The 21,036-nt window shown below is 48.1% G+C and carries 20 protein-coding genes; 19 read left to right on the top strand and 1 reads right to left on the bottom strand.

Going from position 1 to position 21,036, the window contains the following annotated elements:
* The first annotated feature begins 224 nt into the window (after positions 1-224).
* The 15 genes from PBN151_RS20215 to PBN151_RS20285 all read left to right on the top strand — a co-directional run bounded on the left by PBN151_RS20215 (position 225) and on the right by PBN151_RS20285 (position 16,254).
* The gene (locus PBN151_RS20215) at positions 225-1,067 is read left to right on the top strand and encodes a DUF4367 domain-containing protein (protein ID WP_072730425.1); all 843 of its coding nucleotides are present in this window, start codon (positions 225-227) and stop codon (positions 1,065-1,067) included.
* A gap of 277 nt (positions 1,068-1,344) precedes the next feature.
* On the top strand, positions 1,345-2,874 hold the full coding sequence (locus PBN151_RS20220; protein ID WP_175560760.1) for an MDR family MFS transporter: 1,530 nt from the start codon (positions 1,345-1,347) through the stop codon (positions 2,872-2,874).
* 92 nt (positions 2,875-2,966) lie between these two features.
* Positions 2,967-3,566 carry a TetR/AcrR family transcriptional regulator gene (locus PBN151_RS20225; protein WP_072730427.1) on the top strand — a complete coding sequence of 200 codons (600 nt, stop codon included), beginning with the start codon at positions 2,967-2,969 and terminating at the stop codon, positions 3,564-3,566.
* 257 nt (positions 3,567-3,823) lie between these two features.
* A complete protein-coding gene (locus PBN151_RS20230; RefSeq protein ID WP_072730428.1) occupies positions 3,824-4,759 on the top strand; it encodes a DNA-binding transcriptional repressor DeoR in 936 nt (311 codons plus the stop codon).
* A gap of 248 nt (positions 4,760-5,007) precedes the next feature.
* Positions 5,008-5,673, top strand: a complete 666-nt coding sequence (deoC, locus tag PBN151_RS20235) for a deoxyribose-phosphate aldolase (RefSeq protein WP_072730429.1) — start codon at positions 5,008-5,010, stop codon at positions 5,671-5,673.
* 81 nt (positions 5,674-5,754) lie between these two features.
* Positions 5,755-6,156, top strand: coding sequence for a cytidine deaminase (locus PBN151_RS20240; RefSeq protein WP_021256910.1), 402 nt, complete (start codon positions 5,755-5,757; stop codon positions 6,154-6,156).
* Positions 6,157-6,255: 99 nt separating this feature from the next.
* Positions 6,256-7,434 carry a NupC/NupG family nucleoside CNT transporter gene (locus PBN151_RS20245; RefSeq protein WP_021256909.1) on the top strand — a complete coding sequence of 393 codons (1,179 nt, stop codon included), beginning with the start codon at positions 6,256-6,258 and terminating at the stop codon, positions 7,432-7,434.
* 77 nt (positions 7,435-7,511) lie between these two features.
* Entirely contained in the window at positions 7,512-8,693 is a 1,182-nt protein-coding gene (gene deoB / locus PBN151_RS20250) for a phosphopentomutase (protein ID WP_072730430.1), read from the top strand.
* 41 nt (positions 8,694-8,734) lie between these two features.
* Positions 8,735-9,442, top strand: a complete 708-nt coding sequence (gene deoD, locus PBN151_RS20255; protein ID WP_028531338.1) for a purine-nucleoside phosphorylase — start codon at positions 8,735-8,737, stop codon at positions 9,440-9,442.
* Between the two features lie 130 nt (positions 9,443-9,572).
* Complete coding sequence (locus PBN151_RS20260; protein WP_072730431.1) at positions 9,573-10,874, top strand: pyrimidine-nucleoside phosphorylase; 1,302 nt, start codon at positions 9,573-9,575, stop codon at positions 10,872-10,874.
* Positions 10,875-11,091: 217 nt separating this feature from the next.
* Entirely contained in the window at positions 11,092-11,787 is a 696-nt protein-coding gene (pxpB, locus tag PBN151_RS20265) for a 5-oxoprolinase subunit PxpB (protein WP_072730432.1), read from the top strand.
* A complete protein-coding gene (locus PBN151_RS20270; protein ID WP_072730433.1) occupies positions 11,772-12,749 on the top strand; it encodes a 5-oxoprolinase subunit C family protein in 978 nt (325 codons plus the stop codon). Before pxpB ends, PBN151_RS20270 begins: the two co-directional genes overlap by 16 nt.
* Before the next feature lie 13 nt (positions 12,750-12,762).
* Positions 12,763-13,527 (top strand): LamB/YcsF family protein, encoded by a 765-nt coding sequence (locus PBN151_RS20275; protein WP_072730434.1) that lies wholly within the window; start codon positions 12,763-12,765, stop codon positions 13,525-13,527.
* A 288-nt stretch (positions 13,528-13,815) separates the two neighbouring features.
* Positions 13,816-15,441 (top strand): phosphoenolpyruvate carboxykinase (ATP), encoded by a 1,626-nt coding sequence (gene pckA, locus PBN151_RS20280; protein ID WP_370510439.1) that lies wholly within the window; start codon positions 13,816-13,818, stop codon positions 15,439-15,441.
* Positions 15,442-15,603: 162 nt separating this feature from the next.
* Entirely contained in the window at positions 15,604-16,254 is a 651-nt protein-coding gene (locus PBN151_RS20285) for a hypothetical protein (RefSeq protein ID WP_072730436.1), read from the top strand.
* Between the two features lie 203 nt (positions 16,255-16,457).
* Here PBN151_RS20285 and PBN151_RS20290 read toward each other — a convergent pair whose 3' ends face one another.
* Positions 16,458-16,754, bottom strand: a complete 297-nt coding sequence (locus PBN151_RS20290; protein WP_072730437.1) for a YerC/YecD family TrpR-related protein — start codon at positions 16,752-16,754, stop codon at positions 16,458-16,460.
* A gap of 322 nt (positions 16,755-17,076) precedes the next feature.
* Between PBN151_RS20290 and hppD the strand changes: the two genes are divergently transcribed.
* Genes hppD through PBN151_RS20310 form a run of 4 tightly spaced genes read left to right on the top strand, consistent with a single transcriptional unit; the run spans position 17,077 to position 21,036 of the window.
* Positions 17,077-18,189 (top strand): 4-hydroxyphenylpyruvate dioxygenase, encoded by a 1,113-nt coding sequence (gene hppD / locus PBN151_RS20295; protein WP_072730438.1) that lies wholly within the window; start codon positions 17,077-17,079, stop codon positions 18,187-18,189.
* Positions 18,190-18,219: 30 nt separating this feature from the next.
* The gene (locus PBN151_RS20300; protein ID WP_072730439.1) at positions 18,220-18,831 is read left to right on the top strand and encodes a flavin reductase family protein; all 612 of its coding nucleotides are present in this window, start codon (positions 18,220-18,222) and stop codon (positions 18,829-18,831) included.
* A 25-nt stretch (positions 18,832-18,856) separates the two neighbouring features.
* Positions 18,857-19,792, top strand: a complete 936-nt coding sequence (locus tag PBN151_RS20305) for a fumarylacetoacetate hydrolase family protein (protein WP_072730440.1) — start codon at positions 18,857-18,859, stop codon at positions 19,790-19,792.
* 56 nt (positions 19,793-19,848) lie between these two features.
* The gene (locus PBN151_RS20310; protein WP_072730441.1) at positions 19,849-21,036 is read left to right on the top strand and encodes a homogentisate 1,2-dioxygenase; all 1,188 of its coding nucleotides are present in this window, start codon (positions 19,849-19,851) and stop codon (positions 21,034-21,036) included.

Genomic DNA, 21,036 nt, shown 5'->3' on the forward strand with positions numbered 1-21,036 from the left:
TGGCCTAGCTGTTCGTTGTATAGAGTGAAAGGGGGGAAGGGATTGAATGACGTGGAGTTAAGTCAGATCATCGCAGAGATGCCGGATGGAATACGGCAAATTCGAGATCGATTTGCAGATTGAAGCGGGCTAATTTGATGAATCCGTGCATTCCCGATGCCGACTTGACATGAAAGGTTATGCAAATATTACGTGCTGAGCCAAAAGAAAAGGAGAGATTTTTCATGAAATATAAAGTTGCTTTGACTGCGGTTGTAGGGATGATGTTGATGGCCTCCACGAGTTACGCGGCCGTACAGTATCATTCTTTGAAGAATAAGGATGGCGAAGTCGTATATGAGACGAAATCGACGAAGACGCTAGAGGCCGGAAAAACAGAATCGAAGGATGAAAGAAAGCGTTACGATGCATTTTTTGAACTTAAGGAGAAGGTGCTAAAGAACGGGGAAGCTGGGTTGTTCTATGTGGTTGCCAATAACAAGAATCATCAAACAGACCTTGGAACGAAGTTGGCTCCATTCCAAAATCTCTCTCAATTGCGCGATAAGATTACGGATAAAACCGTTAAGATTGCAGACAGTGTCAATGGAAATTATAAATTCAAAGAAGCGCAAGTGCTCTTTAAAAATGCTCAGGAAGTAAATCCTCCTTCTCCGGAAGAAAAAAAGGCGATGACGGAAAAGCTGAGAAAACAGGCAGAAAAGTCCAAAAAAGGATATGCCATGATGCCGGTCGAAATGACAGATCAATTTCATAGTATTTGGGTCACTTATCGAAATGGAGAGGATACAATCCAGGTTACGATCACTAATCTGAACAAAAAGAATGGAGGAATGTATATTGACGAGCAAAGTGAGTTTAAACAGGACAAGGTTCAAGTGAAGGGGGTAGAAATGCTGCTTACAGAATATGGTCCTGCGCATGTGCACAATCTGACATGGGTATACGAGAGTCCGGACAAAAAGAAAAGATACGTCTATAATGTCCAGGGCAAGATGGATAAAATCAGCAAAGAAAGCTTGATGAAAATTGCCGAAAGCTATTTGGAACTTATAAATAGTAAATAAAAAAACGGGAATCCCCTCCAAAGCGAATTGGAGCGGGTTCTCGTTTTTGTTATTTAGGCTTTAGCCAGTTGAGAGCGTAAAACGCGAGAAACAAAAAACCACCTTTGAGGCGGTTATTTGATGATCTTGTTCATGAATACAAAAAAAGAGAGGGTGAATTCCGAATATTAACTTGATTATTTGTGAGGGTGGTTCTACAATATTTTTGATTGAATAATTAGTCAATGTAAAAACCCGCGCAAATTACCGCATTGCAGAAAGGAACATTCGTATGGAAATGAACCGAAGCAAACGAAATTGGACGATAGCAGCGCTGCTGTTAAGCATATTCCTGTCGTCCTTGGATCAAACAATTGTATCTACTGCACTGCCTTCCATTGTTCAGAAAATTGGTGGGCTAGATGTTGTATCATGGGTATTCACGATTTACATGCTGGCATCAACAGCGATCATGCCGGTAGTGGGAAAGCTGTCCGATATGTACGGGCGCAAGCGATTTTATATAGCAGGATTGGCCCTGTTCACGGGAGGCTCACTGCTATGTGGGCTCGCAACTTCAATGACGCAGCTTATCGTCTTTCGAGGAATTCAGGGACTAGGAGCTGGTTTCCTCATGCCGATTACGTTCACGCTTATTTTTACGATTATTCCGCAGGAACGTACAGGCAAATTCCAAGCTCTCTTCATGGGGGTATTTGCGCTCTCTTCTGTCGTTGGGCCGACAATTGGCGCTTTTATTACGGACCAACTCAACTGGCATTGGAACTTCTTCGTGAATATTCCGTTTGGTATCGCAGCCATCTTCATCATGTGCTGGTCATTGGTTGAATCACGCGCTAATTCAGGCAAGCCGAAGGTGGATTATGCTGGCGCGCTGCTTCTTATTGTGACAACTGTGATTCTCTTGTTAGCATTCAAGCTGGCGGGTGAGGATTATGCTTGGGGGTCGTGGGAAGTACTGCTTATGCTGCTAGGTGGGGCACTGGCACTGGTTCTATTTATCGAGATCGAGCTGCGGGCATCTGAGGCCATTATCCCTCTTCACTTATTCCGCAATCGGACGATTGCTGGCGTTTCGCTAGCTTCCTTTGTTCAAGGGATGATTATGTATGGTGCTTTGCTCTACATTCCATTTTTCATTCAGGCGGGGCTTGGGGGAAACGTGAAGGATGCGGGGAATGCGCTAACGCCGATGATGTTCTCGGTTATGGTTGGTACTGTACTGGGAACAATGCTGATGAAGCGGCTCAGTTGGAGGGGATCGGTGCTGCTCGCGTCAAGTCTTATGGGAATGAGTGCATTCTTATTTACGACTCTGCCGCTTGACGTAAATATGTGGTATGTTAGGGGAAATACAGCCTTAATAGGTGTCGGGATTGGAATCCTTATGCCGAATGCGCAGACGGCTGCAACACTTACTGCACCTGAACGATACAGAGGAGTCGCTACCTCGATGGTTACCTTCTTTCGTACGATTGGCGGTGTGCTTGGAGCGTCTATCATGGCGGCCATTGTAAATCAGCATCTGGCAACAGAAATTCAGCGTCAGGCTTCGGTTTTGCAGCTGGATTCGGCAGTACTGGATAAGTTGAGCAATGCGCAAATGCTGATTGGGTCGACATCGCTGTTACCAGACCATGCAGCTGCAGCATTAAGAGCGTCGCTCGTCGCTTCCATTCACTCCGGCTTCTGGCTGCTGGTTATAGCTGCCGCCCTAGTTCTGCCGATGGGTCTCTTGATGGGGAATGAACGGTTTCATGCGGCAAATGCTGTGCAGTCGAAGTATTCGGATCATACATCTGTATAGGCATTCGTAGAATGATTCATTGTGTAAAGGAGGGGGCTCTGCCGTGCGGTTGCTAGTTCCATTAGCTGCTGTTCGTGCAGAGCTGTATGTTTATGTCACCTAGAAATGCGGATCAAAATAAGTTGATTCGGGACGAGCGTAAGGAACAGATTTTAAGCAGCGCTTTAAAGGTATTTTCCAATAGAGGATTCGTAGCTACCAAGATTAGCGACATTGCAAAGGAAGCTTCTTTGAGTCATGGTCTTGTCTATCATTATTTTGAGTCGAAGGATGAGATATTCGAAACCTTAGTGGAACGGGCACTGCAATCTTCCGATCAATTGATGCTGATGACGGTGTCGAGTCAAGGGAATAGCTTGGATCAGATTGCATGGATGACGCAGCAAATTTTAAGTGCGTTCGCGGAGCGCGAAGAGGCCGTGTATTATCATCACATTATGCTGCAAGCCTCTACGTATCAATCGATGCCGGATTCCGTGAAGTCACAGATGCAGCAATTAACCAGTCCAATGAAGCATATGGTAGGGATAATAGAGGAAGGTCAGCGCAGGGGTGAGATTCACAGCGGGGATGCCAAGCGGCTGGCTACGCTATATTGGTCCATGATTCAAGGTCTGGCGCTTATGAAGATTGAAGCGGGTGAATATTTCAGCATGCCTGATTGTGACATGATTGTTCGCATGTTCAAGTAATTTCCCCGCTTGTGATTGGTAATTACTGAATTATTGAATAATAGAATAAGGCTTCATAAAGTGATGGAAATATAGGATTTGGAGCTAATGTTTTCACGATTGTTCACAATTGGACAGAAGTCTCTGATTCGTTCGTGAGCGTTTACATATCTGCAGATTATGATAGTATAGGTTCAATGAAGTAAGATTGCGGCTGTCTTGCCTATGCGTGTTGACGGCATATTCATAGAATCATTTCACAAAAGTGGGTTGTAGACATGGATCATGACAAACAGCGATTGAGTATTGAAGCGGCAAGATTATATTATTTATCGGATTATAGCCAGATGGACATTGCAGCCAAGTTAGGGGTATCCCGTCCGACTGTATCCCGGCTGCTGCAATATGCGAAGGAGCAAGGGTTCGTACGGATCGATATTGTCGATCCGCTTGAGGATCTGGACGCATTGGGAGCACGACTTAGACATCGGTATGGACTGGATACGGCACTCGTCTGCTATTCGCCGGCGAACGAATACAAGGAAATTCAGAAACATATTAGCAAGCGAGCAGCTGAGTATTTAGCCGAAACGGTTCAAGATACAGATATTATCGGTGTAACATGGGGACGTACGATGCATGCAGTTGCACAGCAGCTTCAACAGAAGCAGGTTCGAGGCGTTGAGGTCGTACAGCTCAAGGGAGGCATTAGCCACTCGCATGTGAATACTTATGCGGCGGAGACGGTGAATCTGTTTGCATCAGCCTTTCATACGATTGCCCGTTATTTGCCGCTGCCCGTTATATTTGACAGCGTCGCCTTGAAGCAAATGGTGGAGGAGGATCGGCATATCCGCCGAATCATTCAGCTTGGCAAGCAGGCCAATATTGCGATGTTCACCGTGGGTACGGTGAATGATGATGCATTGTTGTTCCAGCTTGGCTACTTCAGCAGTGAAGAGAAGAAGCTGCTGCAGAGCAGAGGTGTTGGTGATATATGCTCGCGATTCTTCGATGCGGAGGGCCGCATTTGCAGTGAAGGAATTAATGATCGAACCGTAGGAATTGATTTGTCGGATTTGCGAGAGAAGGACAAGTCGATACTTGTAGCAGGGGGACAGCGCAAGATTGATGCGATCCGTGCAGCGCTTGTTGGTAAATATGCCAATATACTCGTAACCGATCAATTTACGGCGCAAGCATTATTGCAATAATTACCGCTTTGCAGCGACAATGAAAGCCCTTAGAGTAGGTACGTGGAGGCGAAGCCCCATATTCTATTCTGAGGGATTTTTTATGCGCTTTTTGTTCAAAATATTGTAAGAAAGCTGTTCATAATATTGTAATGAACAAAATTTCTGAGCAAGCTTTACATCTGTTCAGACCGCATGATATGATACCCATGAAATCAATATTACATTTGTTAAATGGATATGACACAAGAATATAAGGGGTGTGCAGCATGAGCATAGCACGTATGATTGACCATACGATGTTGAAGGCAGACGCTGTTCAAGCGGATATTGCCAAGCTGGTTGAGGAAGCGAAGCAGTATCAATTCGCTTCAGTGTGCGTTAACCCGACTTGGGTGGCTTACTGTGCAGAGCAGCTTGCTGGTACAGAAGTTAAGGTATGTACGGTTATTGGATTCCCACTCGGTGCATCTACATCTGCCGTTAAGGCATTGGAGACGCAAGATGCGATTGCTAATGGTGCAACCGAAGTCGATATGGTTATTAATATTGGAGAGCTGAAGGCCGGCAACGATGAATTCGTACTGAAGGACATCGAGGCGGTTGTGAAAGCGGCTTCAGGCAAAGCGCTCGTTAAGGTCATTATTGAGACTTGCCTGCTTACTGATGAGCAGAAGGTTCGCGCTTGTGAACTGGCTGTGAAGGCAGGAGCTGACTTCGTGAAGACATCTACAGGCTTCTCGACAGGCGGTGCGACTCGTGAAGATGTAGCACTTATGCGCAAGACGGTTGGCCAGCAGACAGGTGTGAAGGCTTCTGGCGGTGTTCGCAGCTTGGAAGATGTGAACAACATGATTGAAGCGGGAGCAACTCGAATTGGAGCAAGCTCTGGCGTCAGCATCATGAATGGCATTACATCGACATCTTCTTATTAAAATAGAGACGTGAATCATTCCTTCGGTAGGCGAGTCGCTTATGGAAGGGATGATTCACTGTCCAATGAGGAGGATCAGCCCATGAAAGAACAGTTGATTCAAGAAGCGTTGGAGGCGCGCAAGCAGGCTTACGCACCATATTCTCATTTCCAGGTTGGGGCGGCTATTTTAGCGGATGGAACCATTTATCGTGGCTGCAACGTAGAGAACGCATCCTATGGCTTGACGAACTGTGCGGAACGAACGGCTGTATTCAAGGCTGTATCGGAAGGCAAACGTAAGGTAGAAGCTGTTGCTGTAGTTGCGGATACGGAAGGTCCTGTATCTCCGTGTGGAGCTTGTCGCCAAGTGTTGGCAGAGTTCTGCGATGGTGATACGAAGATTTACTTGACGAATCTTAAGGGTGACACAGAGGAATGGACAATGTCCCAACTGCTTCCTGGCGCGTTTTCAGGTGCCGATATGGAAAAGGATAGCGAGTAAATCAAAGATAGAAATCACGTTCGATTTGAAAGCGGTAACAAGGTGCTCTAAATCATTTTTAAGAAATCGATGCATGCTCTAGCATGGGGGGAACTTTACATGAAATTTGTAATTGCGATCATTGGTCTGCTGGCTGTATTCGGACTCACATATATCGCAAGTAAGGATCGACGCAACATTCGCTATCGTCCATTGGCCATAATGGTCGTGTTGCAGGCAATTCTGGCATTTGTGTTGTTGAATACAAGTGTCGGGGAAGTGATAATCGGCAAATTTGCTAAAGTTTTTGAATCATTGCTCGGTTATGCAGCCGAAGGCATTAACTTTGTGTTTGGCGGAATCGTGAATGATATTCAAGGAACTCAATTTTTCTTAAACGTTTTGCTGCCGATTGTTTTTATTTCCGCCTTGATTGGTATTTTGCAATACACGAAAATCTTGCCGTTCATTATTAAGTACATCGGTCTTGGATTGAGCAAGGTTAACGGTATGGGTAAGCTGGAATCATACAACGCAGTAGCATCTGCAATTCTGGGTCAGTCCGAAGTATTTATTTCGGTGAAAAAGCAAATTGGATTGCTGCCGGAGCGCCGTTTATATACACTTTGTGCTTCTGCGATGTCGACAGTATCGATGTCCATTGTCGGTGCTTATATGACAATGATTCAGCCTAAATATGTAGTAACTGCGCTTGTATTGAACCTATTTGGCGGATTTATTATCGCTTCGATTTTGAATCCATATAAGGTATCGAAGGAAGAAGATATCTTGGAAGTACAAGAAGAGCATAAGCAATCGTTCTTCGAAATGCTGGGCGAATACATTATGGACGGCTTCAAGGTCGCGATTACTGTTGCTGCGATGCTGATCGGTTTCGTTGCCTTGATTGCACTTATCAACGGCATCTTCGGCAGTATCTTCGGAATTTCATTCCAAGAAGTGCTTGGGTATGTGTTCGCACCATTCGCATTCCTGATGGGGGTACCTTGGAAGGAAGCGGTCGATGCGGGAAGCATTATGGCAACGAAGATGGTAGCGAACGAATTCGTCGCGATGCTGGATCTTGGCAAGCTAGCTCTGTCTGAGCGTACTACAGGTATCGTATCTGTATTCTTGGTATCGTTCGCGAACTTCTCCTCGATCGGCATCATTTCTGGTGCGGTGAAGGGACTTCATGAAAAGCAGGGCAACGTAGTGGCACGCTTCGGTCTTCGCTTGCTGTACGGCGCTACTATGGTAAGCGTATTGTCTGCGATTGTTGCAGGTATTTTCCTATAACTATATTCACAACGTCCACTTCTGGTTAAGTGGACGTTGTAAGCATCTAAATCAGCTTGGGAAAGGGGAACGACATGATGACAACATTCAAAAGGATTCATCTTATCGTTATGGACTCGGTAGGCATCGGTGAAGCGCCTGATGCGGCACAATTCGATGATGTAGGCTCAGATACACTCGGGCATATCGCACAGGAATGCGGAGGGCTGAACATGCCTAATATGGCTGCACTCGGCTTGTCCAATATTCGTTCGATTCCTGGCATAGAGGTGGCCGAACGTCCCCTAGGCTATTATGGCAAAATGCAAGAAACCTCCCGCGGCAAAGATACAATGACTGGACATTGGGAGATCATGGGGCTGTATATTGATACTCCATTCCGCGTGTTTCCGGATGGATTCCCAGCGGAACTGATTGAACGCATTGAGGCGAAGACGGGACGCAAGGTAATCGGCAACAAGCCGGCAAGCGGAACCGAAATTATCGATGAGCTCGGTGAAGAGCATGTGAAGACAGGCGCTCTCATTATTTATACTTCTGCGGATTCTGTACTACAAATTGCAGCGCATGAAGAGGTAGTTCCATTGAAGGAGCTGTACGAGATTTGTGAGTTCTGTCGCGAAATTACTCGTGATGACCCTTACATGCTTGGACGAATTATTGCTCGTCCATTTGTAGGGGAGCCTGGGAACTTCACGCGTACGTCGAACAGACATGATTATGCCTTGAAGCCATTTGGCCGCACAACAATGAATGAGCTGCAGGATCAAGGCTACGATGTGATCGCATTAGGCAAAATTTCAGATATTTATGATGGCGAAGGAATTACACAAGCAATTCGAACAAAGTCTAATATGGACGGCATGGATAAATTTATCGCGACACTGGATGAGCCATTCAAGGGATTAAGTTTCATAAATCTCGTTGACTTCGATGCATTGTACGGACATCGCCGCGATCCAGCGGGTTACGGACGTGCGCTAGAGGAATATGATGCTCGGCTGCCTGAAGTATTTGCGAAGATGACGGATGAGGATCTGCTCCTCATTACAGCAGACCATGGCAATGATCCAACGTACAAAGGCACTGACCATACTAGGGAGTACGTTCCACTGATTGCATATTCACCGCGCTTTGTAGATGGAGGCAAGGAGCTTCCACTTCGTGGAACATTTGCAGATATCGCGGCAACGGTTGCTGAGAACTTTGCAGTTGCGGCACCAGCGTATGGCAAGAGCTTTTTATCTGATTTGAAATAATTCGGATTTGAAATAATTCATCATACTGGAGGAACATAACTATGAGTGTACACATTGGAGCGAAACAAGGCGACGTTGCAGAAACGATATTGTTGCCAGGAGATCCATTGCGTGCGAAATATATCGCAGAAACGTACTTGGAGGATATTACTTGCTATAACGAGGTTCGCGGGATGCTCGGCTTCACGGGAACTTACAAAGGCAAGCGCATCTCCGTACAAGGTACGGGCATGGGGGTTCCAACAACAAGCATTTATGTAAATGAGCTGATCAATGAGTACGGTGTGAAGAACTTGTTCCGTGTAGGTACTTGCGGTGCGATGCAGAAGGACGTTCATGTGCGTGATGTCGTGCTTGCTCAAGCAACTTGTACAGATTCCAGCATGAACCGTCATGTCTTCGGTGGATATGACTACTCTCCAATCGCCAGCTTCTCCTTGCTGAAGGGGGCTTATGAGAATGCGGTTGCGAAGGGAATGAACGTTCATGTCGGCAACATCTTCACTTCCGACATGTTCTACCGCGATGACAAGTCTGTTGTTCAGAAGCTGATGGATTATGGCGTATTGGCCGTGGAAATGGAAACAACGGCTCTGTACACACTGGCTGCGAAATATGGTGTGAATGCATTGACAATCTTAACAGTTAGTGACCACTTGCTGACAGGTGAGGAAACGACATCGCAAGAGCGTCAAACAACGTTCAATGACATGATGGAAGTGGCACTGGAGACAGCTATTTCGCTGTAAGTAGTTTTGTCATTAGCAACAAGCAAAGGCGTTTATAGGGTTGGCATTATAGTGAATTCGTTTTTGGTTAAGAATGATGAACGAACCTGCGTTCAAGCATATATCCAATGGAGAGCGAGGAGAATCAACGATGAGAATGGTGGATCTGATTGCGAAGAAGCGTGACGGCAAGGAACTGACGACAGAGGAAATTAACTTTGTTATTGATGGCTATACCAAGGGTGATATCCCGGATTATCAAGTCAGTGCATTTGCGATGGCCATTTATTTTCAAGATATGACGGAGCGGGAACGGGCTGATTTGACGATGGCCATGGTCAACTCCGGTGAAACGATTGATCTCTCAGCAATTGAGGGCGTTAAGGTGGATAAGCATTCAACTGGCGGTGTTGGCGATACGACGACGCTTGTACTCGCCCCTCTAGTTGCTGCATTGGATATTCCGGTAGCCAAGATGTCAGGCCGTGGGCTTGGCCATACAGGCGGTACGATTGATAAGCTCGAGGCAATCGAAGGCTTCCATGTGGAAATTACGAAGGACGAGTTCGTAAACCTAGTCAACAACCATAAAATTGCGGTAATCGGTCAGACAGGCAACTTAACGCCTGCGGACAAGAAGTTGTATGCCCTGCGTGACGTTACAGCAACTGTCAATTCCATTCCGCTTATTGCAAGCTCCATTATGAGCAAGAAGATTGCAGCAGGTTCCGATGCCATCGTGCTCGATGTGAAGACTGGAGCAGGGGCCTTCATGAAGACGGCTGAGGATGCGAAGGAATTGGCGCATGCAATGGTCAGCATCGGCAACAATGTCGGTCGCAAGACGATGGCTGTTATATCCGATATGAGCCAACCGCTCGGACGTGCAATCGGCAACTCGCTTGAAGTACAGGAAGCGATTGATACACTGCGTGGACATGGCCCTGAGGATCTGGAAGAGCTGTGCTTCGCGCTTGGCAGACAGATGGTATTCCTTGCTGGCAAGGCGTCCTCCTTGGAAGAGGCGGAAGAGAAGCTGAAGGAAGTCATCACGAACGGCAAAGCGTTGGAGAAGTTCAAGGAATTCATCGCGAACCAAGGCGGCAATCCAGAGGTCGTCGACGATCCGAACAAGCTGCCGCAGGCTGCTTACAAGATCGAAGTTCCTGCTAAGGAAGACGGCGTAGTGGCAGAAATCGTCGCTGACGAGATTGGTACAGCAGCGATGCTGCTTGGCGCTGGCCGCGCAACGAAGGAGTCCGAGATCGATCTTGCTGTAGGCTTGATGCTGAACAAGAAGGTTGGGGATGCGGTTAAGGCAGGCGAGTCCTTGGTAACGATTCATGCAAATCGTGAGAACGTGGATGACGTCATTGCGAAGATTTATGAGAACATTCGGATTAGCGACCATGCAGAGGCACCAGTGCTTGTCCATGATATCGTAACGGAATAAATTTAGGTTCAGTGGAGAGCAGGATGCAGGCGGATGCCTTGCAGCCTGCTCTTTTTCTTTTTCATGCAGATTTTTCTACATGGATCAGAAATAATGGGGGTATACATCTTATCAAATAACGTTAACGCCTATCACTTCGCACAATACGTACCCGGCATGGATAGGGGAATTGAAATCATGCTATCATGAACTAAATAATATCGTAAGGGGGAGCTGCATGAGATATTTTCCGCTCGGGGATTCAGCGGTTGTCGTGGAATTTGGTACCCTCATCGGGCAGACTGCACATGAGCAAGTTCGGTTGTTGTCACTCTACCTTGACGAACATCCGATGCAAGGGATGATTGAATATGTCCCTTCTTATACGACTGTAACCGTATTTTATAATCCGAGTCTGCTGCGGTATGATGAGGCACAAGCGCGGCTGGAAATTGCTGTTGCTCAATCGCTACATATGAAGCTTGAATGCAATATTCGAACTGTCGACATACCGGTATGCTATGGTGGGAGCTTCGGTCCTGATTTGAATGAAGTCGCCGCGATTAACCAGCTGTCACCGGATGAGGTTATTCACATTCACAGCAGCGGGGAATATATAGTCTATTTGCTAGGGTTTGCGCCAGGTTTTCCGTTTCTGGGAGGAATGTCGAAGCGGATTGCCGCACCAAGGCGTTCCACTCCACGGCTTGCGATTCCATCAGGTACAGTAGGGATTGCCGGCATGCAAACGGGAGTATATCCAATCGTCACGCCCGGCGGCTGGCAGTTGATCGGTCGGACACCCGTGCCGTTATTTCGTCCGGATATGAATCCTCCAACCCTGCTAAGAGCAGGGGATAGAATACGTTTTTTGCCTATTACAGAAGAAGAATACGCGAAATGGGAGGAGCGCGGGTCATGTGTATCCGGGTAAAATCGGCGGGCATGCTGACAACGGTTCAGGATCTCGGTCGCTTTGGGTTACAAAAGTACGGTGTACTAACAAGTGGCGCAATGGATGGGATCGCACTCAGGCTGGCGAACTTGCTGGCAGGCAATGAAGAGGCCGCAGCAGCTTTAGAGATTACGTTGCTTGGGCCGCAGCTTATATTTGAAAAGGGCGCCGTAATCGCTCTAGCGGGGGGCAACTTGTCTCCTAGCATTGATGGAATGAGCATTCCGCTATGGCGTCCCGTATATGTTCCTGCAGGAAGCACATTACAATTCGGGAGAACTGTATCGGGCTGCAGAACCTATCTGGCAATAAGCGGCGGGATATCCGTCCCGGAAGCGATGGGTAGTCGCAGCACTTATTTACGGGCAGGAATAGGTGGATTGCATGGTCGAGCGCTTGAAGCTGGAGATGTGCTGGAGATGGGAGAAGCTGCCGAACCGTTCAAGTTATGTTCCCTTGAAACGATTGTCATGCCATGGGGAGCCAGCTTTGCGATTCGTCCTGCTTACAAAGAAAATCCGGTGCTTCGCGTCGTCCGTGGTCCTGAATTCGATACATTCAGTGAAGAAAGCAAGCATCGATTATGGACGGAGCCATTCCGCGTTACGACGCAGTCGGACAGAATGGGCTACCGCCTCGCAGATGTACCGCTGGCTGTGGCAGAACCTATTGACATGATATCGTCTGCCGTTAGCACAGGCACGATTCAAGTACCGCCGGAAGGCAATCCGATCGTGTTGTTGGCGGATCGACAAACGGTCGGTGGATATCCGCGAATCGCTCATGTAATTAGTGTGGATTTGCCGCTCATCGCCCAAGTGAGACCAGGCGGGTATATTCGATTTGCAGAGGTTACACAAGAAGAAGCACAGGACTTGTATGTGAAGCGGGAACAAGAGATTGCCCAATTCCGGCAGGGACTATCCCTGCGGATTCGTTAGGAGGGAAAGTACTATGCATCAAATCGATATAAACTGTGATATGGGAGAGAGCTTTGGCGCATATCGGCTCGGCTCTGATGAAGCAATTTTGCCGTTCGTAACATCCGTGAATATTGCTTGCGGTTTCCATGCTGGCGATCCATCCGTCATGAAGCGGACTGTAGCAGCAGCACTTGAGCGTGGGACAGCAATTGGGGCTCATCCCGGACTACCAGATCTAGCTGGATTCGGACGGCGCAACCTCGCAATCACTCCTGAGGAAGCCTATGATATGGTCGTCTATCAGGTGGGGGCGCTATACGGATTTGTCACAGCGGCTGGCGGCAAGATGCAGCATGTGAAGCCGCATGGTGCCTTGTACAACATGGCTGCAAGCAACTACGCGCTGGCTGAGGCGATTGCCCGAGCTGTCCATGATATGAATCCAGAGCTGGTGTTATTCGGACTATCGGGAAGTGAACTGATCAAGGCGGGTCAAGCCGTTGGACTTCGCTGTGTGCATGAAGTATTCGCAGACCGGACGTATCAAGTGGATGGTTCATTGACGCCGCGTCGGGAGTCCAATGCGCTGATCACGGATACTGAAGAAGCAGTACAGCAGGTCATTCGCATGGTAAAAGAAGGGGTTGTCCATGCTGTCCAGGGTGTTGATGTGGCGATTCAAACCGATACGGTATGCATTCATGGTGATGGCACACATGCGCTTGCCTTTGCCCAAAGCTTGCGGCAACGGTTGAGTGATGAAGGAATTGTTGTGCAATCCGTTTGGGCGAAGTAGGAGTTGATCCTATTTTCTGACTTATATATAGAAGAGATAGCGTCAAGGAAGCTGAGGGAAGTAAGCCAGAAATGGGGAAAAAGGTGTTATGCTTTTTTAAAAGAGAGTTCATCTCTTAGAGAAGCATTGACACCTTTTTTATTTGTCTATTGTGAAAACATTTTCAAAATGACGTAATAAATAATTGGATTCACCCAATTCGCTTTTATATATTGCGTATTATTTATTTATAGTATACATTAAATGAAAAAGGATAAAATATACATTTTCTTAGTTGTTGGAGACGGGATGAAACAAGAACTCGGTAACAGTGGAATAGGGAGGATAACCGTGATCGCGAAAAATAAGGAAAGCACTCAATTGGCTGGTCTGTATGTAGATGAATCTCAGAGGAACCTGGCGGTTGCCAAGCTGGTAGAATCCGCTCTCTGCAACGGAGAAGGTCATCTGACTTCGACTGGCGCTTTGCAAGTCACAACGGGCAAATATACGGGACGTTCCCCGAAGGATAAGTTCATCGTCAGAGAGTCGGACACAGCAGACCATGTCGCTTGGGGCGAGGTGAATCAGGCAATCACCTCTGAGCAATTCGACTCGTTGTATAACAAAACGATCAACTATATGAAGAATCGCAAGCTCTTTGTATTCGACGGTTATGCAGGGGCAGACCTGGCTTATCGTTTGCCTGTCCGCTTTATTAATGAATACGCGTGGCAAAATTTATTCGTTCAGCAATTGTTTATACGTCCAACAACGAATGAGCTGTTAACTCATGAACCTGATTTTACTGTGATTGCAATGCCTGGCATGAAGGCGGATCCCGCTGTCGACGGGACGAATTCCGAGACGTTCATTGCGATCTCATTCGAGAAAAAGACTGTGCTCATCGGCGGTACCCATTACGCAGGCGAGATAAAGAAATCGATTTTCAGCGTGCTGAACTATTTGCTTCCCTTCCGTGGCGTCATGCCGATGCACTGCTCGGCGAATGTCGGGGAGGATGGAGACACGGCATTGTTTTTTGGATTATCGGGAACAGGGAAGACGACTTTGTCGGCTGATCCGGATCGCGGCTTAGTCGGCGATGATGAGCATGGCTGGTCCGATGCGGGCGTATTCAATTTCGAAGGCGGCTGCTATGCCAAATGCATCGGGCTGTCGCAGGAGAAGGAGCCGCAAATCTGGAATGCAATCCGGTTCGGTTCTGTCCTGGAAAATGTGTGGATTGACACCGTAACCGGTGAGGCAGATTACCATAGTAATACACTAACGGAGAACACGCGGGCCGCTTATCCGATTGATAATATTCATAACTCGATCATTCCGGGTACCGCAGGCCATCCGAATGTCATTATCTTTTTGACCGCCGATGCCTTTGGCGTCCTGCCTCCCGTATCCAAGCTGACGAAGGAGCAGGCGATGTATCACTTCCTGTCCGGCTATACATCCAAAATGATAGGTACGGAACGCGGCGTAGTCGAACCAGAAGCGACATTCTCGGCATGCTTTGGAGCTCCATTCCTCCCCTTGAGACCGGATGTATACGCAGAAATGCTCGGCGACAAAATCACGAAATACGGTGTGAAGGTTTATTTGGTCAATACAGGATGGAGCGGCGGTCCTTACGGGATTGGTGAGCGGATGAATCTGTCGTACACAAGGGCGATGGTCAAGGCGATTATAAATGGAAGTATCGAGAAAGCAGCCTTCACTCCTCATCCTGTATTCGGCATGCTTATCCCTGATGTGGTGCCATTCGTTCCCTATGAATTGCTTGATCCGAGAAGGATGTGGGCGGATAAATCGGCCTATGATTGTAAGGCGAAGCAGCTGGCGGAGATCTTTGCTCGCAATTTCGAAATAAAATTCAGCGATGTAGCGGAGTCCATCAAGCTTGCCGGTCCGCAGGTATAATTGCTGTGAGGAGAGGGGCTGCCTCTGCGTTGTGTTCATAACGCAGAGGCAGCCCTTATTCATTTTGTGCGGGGAGACAGGGAGTCATGCAGCGAAGGAAGATTGTATGGGGAGGGAGGCGAAATCTCTTATTTAGATAAATTAGGAGGTGTGAAGGAACTAATGGCGAGCATCATGGAGATTGAGCAAAGGCTTTCGCAAATAAAAAGCATTTTAAATAAAAAGAGAAACAAAATAGATCAAGAAATGTATGACCTAATTGATGAGCGCAGAATATTGAACAGGAAAGTATCCTTAATGAAGGGTGAAGAAACAGCTATACCCATTAAAACAACATTTCCGCAGGATGTTGGAGCTCCGCTTCCTCATGTTGTTTCAAATGGATACAAAACCTATTTATTATACTATATAGGCACTAGTAACCCCGATTGGGATGAAAGTACAAACATCATTCACGTACTTGATCCGCAATCGAAAGATTATGTTGCACTTATCCAATTTGAAAGGTGTTACAGCATTAGATTCGGTGGAGTTAATGATGAAGTGCTGCATGGACATCCGCTCTATGAGCATGGGCTTGAAGGTTATGAGATGCACGAAATAAAAAATTCTTCCTGGATAAATGAACAAAAGAAAATCAATTCAGTACACTCTAATTTCAAGCAAGAGTTATGGGACGCGAGAAAACACTATATTTTTACTTTTCATGATGATATTTTCGAGTGTATAGCTAATGAATATGTTGTTCAGGTTTTTAGAGGAAAATTAAGCAGTGTAATGCTGCTTGCAAATGAAATGTTGTTTTCTGGCTGATGCGGAAAATAAGCATACTGTCATATTCAGCATTTGTCCCCCACGCTGAAAACAAAATGCGGGGCGCGACAGTTGCACCGCACTTCAGCCAATTTGGCTCGAAAAGTCAAGCAAGACGGGTAGAGAGGCCGACATGTGCTAACTCCCCCACTTAACATGTGTCGGCTTTGACGAGCCCGTAACACTGTAAGCACCGAATTTTATTACGATTGCTGCTCAAGTCTGCTGAGCATGAGCTGGTAACTTCCGTTGCCATTGTGCAGGATTCGCTTGACGCGCGAAATAATGGCCGTGCTTGCGCCAGTCTCCGCTTCGATTTCCATATACGTGTTGCCGTTCAACAGCAATTTGGCGACTTCCAACCGTTGGGACAGTGCCTGCAGTTCTTTGGGTGTCGTCAATTCCTCAAAAAAATCATAACATTCCTCAATGCTTTGCAGCTTCATAATGGCCTCCAGCAATTGCTCAATCGCCGGGTCGCCGGAACGCTTGGCACACATATCGTCGATCAACTCCAATTCGAAATGAATACCACGAATGCGCTTACGCTTTACTTTTTGACAAGAAGACGTCTATTTCCTTCTATTTGTTCAAAAAACATTCACATTCAATTCAATGAAGATACGCTCCACTTGTTTGCTTCCTCACTGCGATAGTGCGTCGATGCGGTTCCTCCCCGCCGAATTCATGCGCGTCTGTCCAGCCGCGGTTCCTCCGCCGTGCGTTGTAGCATGGGCGCGTTCGAGTACACTTTTGCTAGATATTGGTATACATCATATACTCTCAGTGGAAGCAATCCATGTGAGTGTAGGAGGATGTTGAATGAAGAGACAAGAGGTTTTCGAATTAACGGAGAAAGAGATTTTCCCAATTCAAGAAATCGACTACATTGAACTTTATACAGGGAACGCCAAGCAAGCGATGCACTATTTCGTCAAAGGGTATGGATTCCGCCCTATTGCCTACTCTGGACTGGAAACCGGAAACCGGGAGCAAGTATCGTATGTAATCGAGCAGAATAAAATTCGGTTCGTACTCTCTGGCGCTCTCTCTGACGACCATCCAATTGCCGAGTTCGTCAAATTGCACGGGGACGGGGTCAAAGATGTTGCATTGCGGGTTAGTAATGTTGAAAAGGCTTACAAGGATGCGGTCTCACGCGGCGGAATTCCCATTATGGAGCCGGTCGAATATTCGGATGAGCACGGCAAAGTCAAAAAAGCAATCATCGGCACATATGGCGATACGATTCATACGCTGATCGAGCGGGATAATTACGAAGGATTGTTCCTTCCTGGCTATCAATCCATCGAAGACACCCTTCCACATCAATCGTCCGGTCTGATCGGCATCGATCATGTCGTCGGCAACGTGGAGCAAATGGAGGAATGGGTAGCTTACTATGAAAATGTGATGGGCTTCAAGCAAATGATTCATTTCGATGACAAGGATATCAGCACGGAATATTCGGCCTTGATGTCTAAAGTGATGCATAACGGCGGCAGAATTAAATTCCCGATCAACGAGCCAGCGACTGCCAAGCGCAAATCGCAGATTCAGGAGTATCTGGAATATTACAAAGGAGCGGGTGTACAGCATCTAGCCCTGCTGACGAACGATATTGTCTCTACGGTTACGGCGCTTCGCGAGAACGGGGTCGAGTTCCTGAGCACGCCCGATTCCTACTATGAAATGCTGACGGAACGGGTTGGAAGCATTGACGAAGATATTGCCAAGCTTCAGGAATTGAAAATTTTGGTGGATCGCGATGATGAAGGCTATTTGCTGCAAATCTTCACGAAGCCGCTTGTCGATAGACCGACGTTGTTTTTCGAGATTATTCAACGCAAAGGAGCTATTGGCTTCGGCGAAGGCAATTTCAAGGCCTTGTTCGAATCGATCGAACGGGAGCAGGAGCGCCGCGGCAACTTGTAGCCCCGCGCCGCAGGAAGGAGTAGAAGCCGCATGAATATTACACCGCATGATCTGCATTGGAGAGACGCTTATAAGCTGATGATAGGCTCCATCCTGCCGCGACCGATTGCTTTTGTGTCCACGATCGATTCGAACGGTATGGCGAACCTGGCGCCGTTCAGTTTTTTCACAGCAATCTGCGCGGATCCGCTTATGATCTGCTTCGCCCCGATGCGCCGAGGGACGGACGGATGCAAGAAGGACACGCTCGTCAATATTGAAGCAACCGGCGAATTCGTGGTCAACATTGTTGGGGAACAGATTGTCGAGCCGATGAATGAGACAGCTGCTGAATTCGATCCTGAGGTGGATGAATTCCAAGTCACGGGCTTGACCCCGATCCCTAGCGAGCTCATTCGCCCCTACCGGGTTCAGGAAAGTGGCATTCACATGGAGTGCGTTCTCCATGATATCCTGCATTTCGGCGATCAGCCGGGCGCTGGCAGCCTTGTTATCGGCAAGGTCGTAATGATGCATATCAGCGACGAGCTGTATGCCGATGGCAAAATCGACATGGAGAAGCTGCTTCCGATTGGACGCATGGCCGGCCAAGTTTACACCCGTGCCACTTCTGACACCTTCATATTGGAAAGAAAAAAGTAGCGGTATACGGAAAGCGGGAGGTTCTATGAAGTTCGTGACATTTGACACTGGAACCGGCTCGCCGCGTTCCGGTTGGCTGCGGGAAGGCTGCGTCGTCGATATGCATGAGGTCAGTGCAGGGCGGCTGCCGAGCGATTTGCTGGAATTTGTGCGCCGCCATGAGGATTATATGGAGGAGGCCGAGCGAATCGACAGCCGCCTTGGCTCAGATGCGAAGGCGATGCACTCGCTTAAGGGCATCTATCCGGCATCCGATGTCTCCTTGCTCGCGCCGCTTCCGAAGCCGCCGAGTGTCCGCGATTTCTACGCCTTCGAAGCACATGTGATCGGGGCGAGGCGGAGACGGGGACTTGATATCATGCCGGAATGGTACCAGTTCCCGGTGTTTTATTTTAGCAACCATCAGGCCATTGTAGGCCCGAACGCGCTTATCCGCAAACCGACCGCCACCTCCGCTCTGGATTACGAGCTGGAGGTGGCCTGCGTCATCGGCAAGGAAGGACGCGATATTACTGCCGAAGAGGCTGATTCCTATATATTCGGCTATTGCATCATGAACGACTGGAGTGCGCGCGATATCCAGAGGGAGGAAGTGAAGGTCGGCCTCGGCCCGGCCAAGGGCAAGGATTTTGCCACCTCGCTCGGACCCTATCTGGTCACCAAGGACGAGCTGGAACGGTATCGTACAGGTGAGCGCCATGACTTGGAGATGACGGCTCGCGTCAATGGTGCCGAGTTGTCAAGAGGGAATATGCGCGACCTCCACTATACGTTCGGGAACATGCTCGCGCGGGCATCGTCAGACGTCACTTTGTATCCTGGGGATATTATTGGATCGGGTACGGTCGGAACCGGCTGCCTTCTCGAACTGGGGCCGGAGGTTCACCGCTGGCTGGAGCCCGGCGATGTCGTCGAATTAGAGGTCACGGGACTTGGCTTGCTGCGTAATACCATCGGTTGAAGCGGTTGAAGAAGCCGCTCAACCGGTATTGAATTGGAAAGAGGAGGATTCGTGTCATGGCCTATTACCGCCGCATGGGAGACATCCCTGGAAAGAGGCATACGATGTTCCGCAAGCCGGACGGCACCCTGTACCGTGAGCAAGTGATGGGAACGAAGGGGTTCTCCGGCATTCAGTCGATCTTGTATCACCATTATCCGCCGACGGCTATCAGCAAGGCGGAAGTGCATGCCGTCTTCGATATTGAGTTCGAAGAGCAGGGGGCGCTTCGCCACCGTCATCTATTGACTGGCGATTGCATGGATGCGGACGACGCTGTCGCTGGCAGACGCTATATGCTTGGCAATGAGGATCTGCTTATCGCGACTGCGAACGTCGATCAGCCGATGGATTATTTCTACCGGAACGGGGACGGGGATGAACTGTTGTTCGTACATGAAGGAGAGGGTGCCGTGGAGACGATGTTCGGCACGCTCCATTACCGTCCAGGGGATTATATCAACATACCGATCGGCACGATCTATCGCGTCATACCGGAGCTGGGGGGCGGACGTACAAAGCTCCTGGTCGTGGAAACGAACAGTTGGATTACAACGCCGAAGCGCTATCGCAACCCGCATGGTCAGCTTTTGGAGCATAGTCCGTTCTGCGAACGGGATTTCCGCGGGCCGGATAAGCTGGAGACTTACGCTCAGCTTGGTGAATTCGAAGTAAGAACGAAGTCTAGGGGATATATCCATCTGCATATATTCAACCATCATCCTTTTGATGTTGTAGGCTGGGATGGGTATTTGTACCCGTGGATTTTCAATATTGCCGATTTCGAGCCGATAACGGGCCGCATTCATATGCCGCCGCCGATTCACCAGACCTTCGAGGGGAATAACTTTGTCATTTGCTCCTTCGTGCCTCGATTATACGATTATCATCCCGATGGAATTCCTGCCCCCTATTTCCACAGCAATGTAGACAGCGACGAGGTGCTCTATTATGTCAGGGGCAACTTCATGAGCCGCAAGGGAGTGAAGGAAAGTTCCATTACCTTGCATCCATCAGGCATCCCGCACGGACCGCATCCTGGCAAGATCGAAGACAGCATCGGCAAAAAGGAAACGACAGAGCTTGCGGTCATGATCGACACGTTCCGTCCGCTGCGCGTTGTCAAGCAAGCACTGTCCTACGAGGATAGTCAATACATGTACAGCTGGTGCGAGGGGTCGCCGGAAGCATCTCGAACCGTGTAA

Origin of the sequence: Paenibacillus sp. NAIST15-1, from assembly GCF_001894745.1 — a bacterium.
GTDB lineage: Bacteria > Bacillota > Bacilli > Paenibacillales > Paenibacillaceae > Paenibacillus_B > Paenibacillus_B suaedae.

Excerpts from the sequence above, each read along its gene's own strand:
- PBN151_RS20300 (WP_072730439.1), top strand. The coding sequence starts at position 18,220 with ATGAATATTACACCGCATGATCTGCATTGGAGAGACGCTTATAAGCTG.
- PBN151_RS20245 (WP_021256909.1), top strand. The coding sequence starts at position 6,256 with ATGAAATTTGTAATTGCGATCATTGGTCTGCTGGCTGTATTCGGACTC.
- PBN151_RS20220 (WP_175560760.1), top strand. The coding sequence starts at position 1,345 with ATGAACCGAAGCAAACGAAATTGGACGATAGCAGCGCTGCTGTTAAGC.
- PBN151_RS20285 (WP_072730436.1), top strand. The coding sequence starts at position 15,604 with ATGGCGAGCATCATGGAGATTGAGCAAAGGCTTTCGCAAATAAAAAGC.
- PBN151_RS20270 (WP_072730433.1), top strand. The coding sequence starts at position 11,772 with ATGTGTATCCGGGTAAAATCGGCGGGCATGCTGACAACGGTTCAGGAT.
- PBN151_RS20305 (WP_072730440.1), top strand. The coding sequence starts at position 18,857 with ATGAAGTTCGTGACATTTGACACTGGAACCGGCTCGCCGCGTTCCGGT.
- pckA (WP_370510439.1), top strand. The coding sequence starts at position 13,816 with ATGAAACAAGAACTCGGTAACAGTGGAATAGGGAGGATAACCGTGATC.
- pxpB (WP_072730432.1), top strand. The coding sequence starts at position 11,092 with ATGAGATATTTTCCGCTCGGGGATTCAGCGGTTGTCGTGGAATTTGGT.
- deoB (WP_072730430.1), top strand. The coding sequence starts at position 7,512 with ATGACAACATTCAAAAGGATTCATCTTATCGTTATGGACTCGGTAGGC.
- PBN151_RS20275 (WP_072730434.1), top strand. The coding sequence starts at position 12,763 with ATGCATCAAATCGATATAAACTGTGATATGGGAGAGAGCTTTGGCGCA.
- hppD (WP_072730438.1), top strand. The coding sequence starts at position 17,077 with ATGAAGAGACAAGAGGTTTTCGAATTAACGGAGAAAGAGATTTTCCCA.
- PBN151_RS20230 (WP_072730428.1), top strand. The coding sequence starts at position 3,824 with ATGGATCATGACAAACAGCGATTGAGTATTGAAGCGGCAAGATTATAT.
- deoD (WP_028531338.1), top strand. The coding sequence starts at position 8,735 with ATGAGTGTACACATTGGAGCGAAACAAGGCGACGTTGCAGAAACGATA.
- PBN151_RS20260 (WP_072730431.1), top strand. The coding sequence starts at position 9,573 with ATGAGAATGGTGGATCTGATTGCGAAGAAGCGTGACGGCAAGGAACTG.
- PBN151_RS20310 (WP_072730441.1), top strand. The coding sequence starts at position 19,849 with ATGGCCTATTACCGCCGCATGGGAGACATCCCTGGAAAGAGGCATACG.
- PBN151_RS20240 (WP_021256910.1), top strand. The coding sequence starts at position 5,755 with ATGAAAGAACAGTTGATTCAAGAAGCGTTGGAGGCGCGCAAGCAGGCT.
- deoC (WP_072730429.1), top strand. The coding sequence starts at position 5,008 with ATGAGCATAGCACGTATGATTGACCATACGATGTTGAAGGCAGACGCT.
- PBN151_RS20290 (WP_072730437.1), bottom strand. The coding sequence starts at position 16,754 with ATGTGTGCCAAGCGTTCCGGCGACCCGGCGATTGAGCAATTGCTGGAG.
- PBN151_RS20225 (WP_072730427.1), top strand. The coding sequence starts at position 2,967 with ATGTCACCTAGAAATGCGGATCAAAATAAGTTGATTCGGGACGAGCGT.
- PBN151_RS20215 (WP_072730425.1), top strand. The coding sequence starts at position 225 with ATGAAATATAAAGTTGCTTTGACTGCGGTTGTAGGGATGATGTTGATG.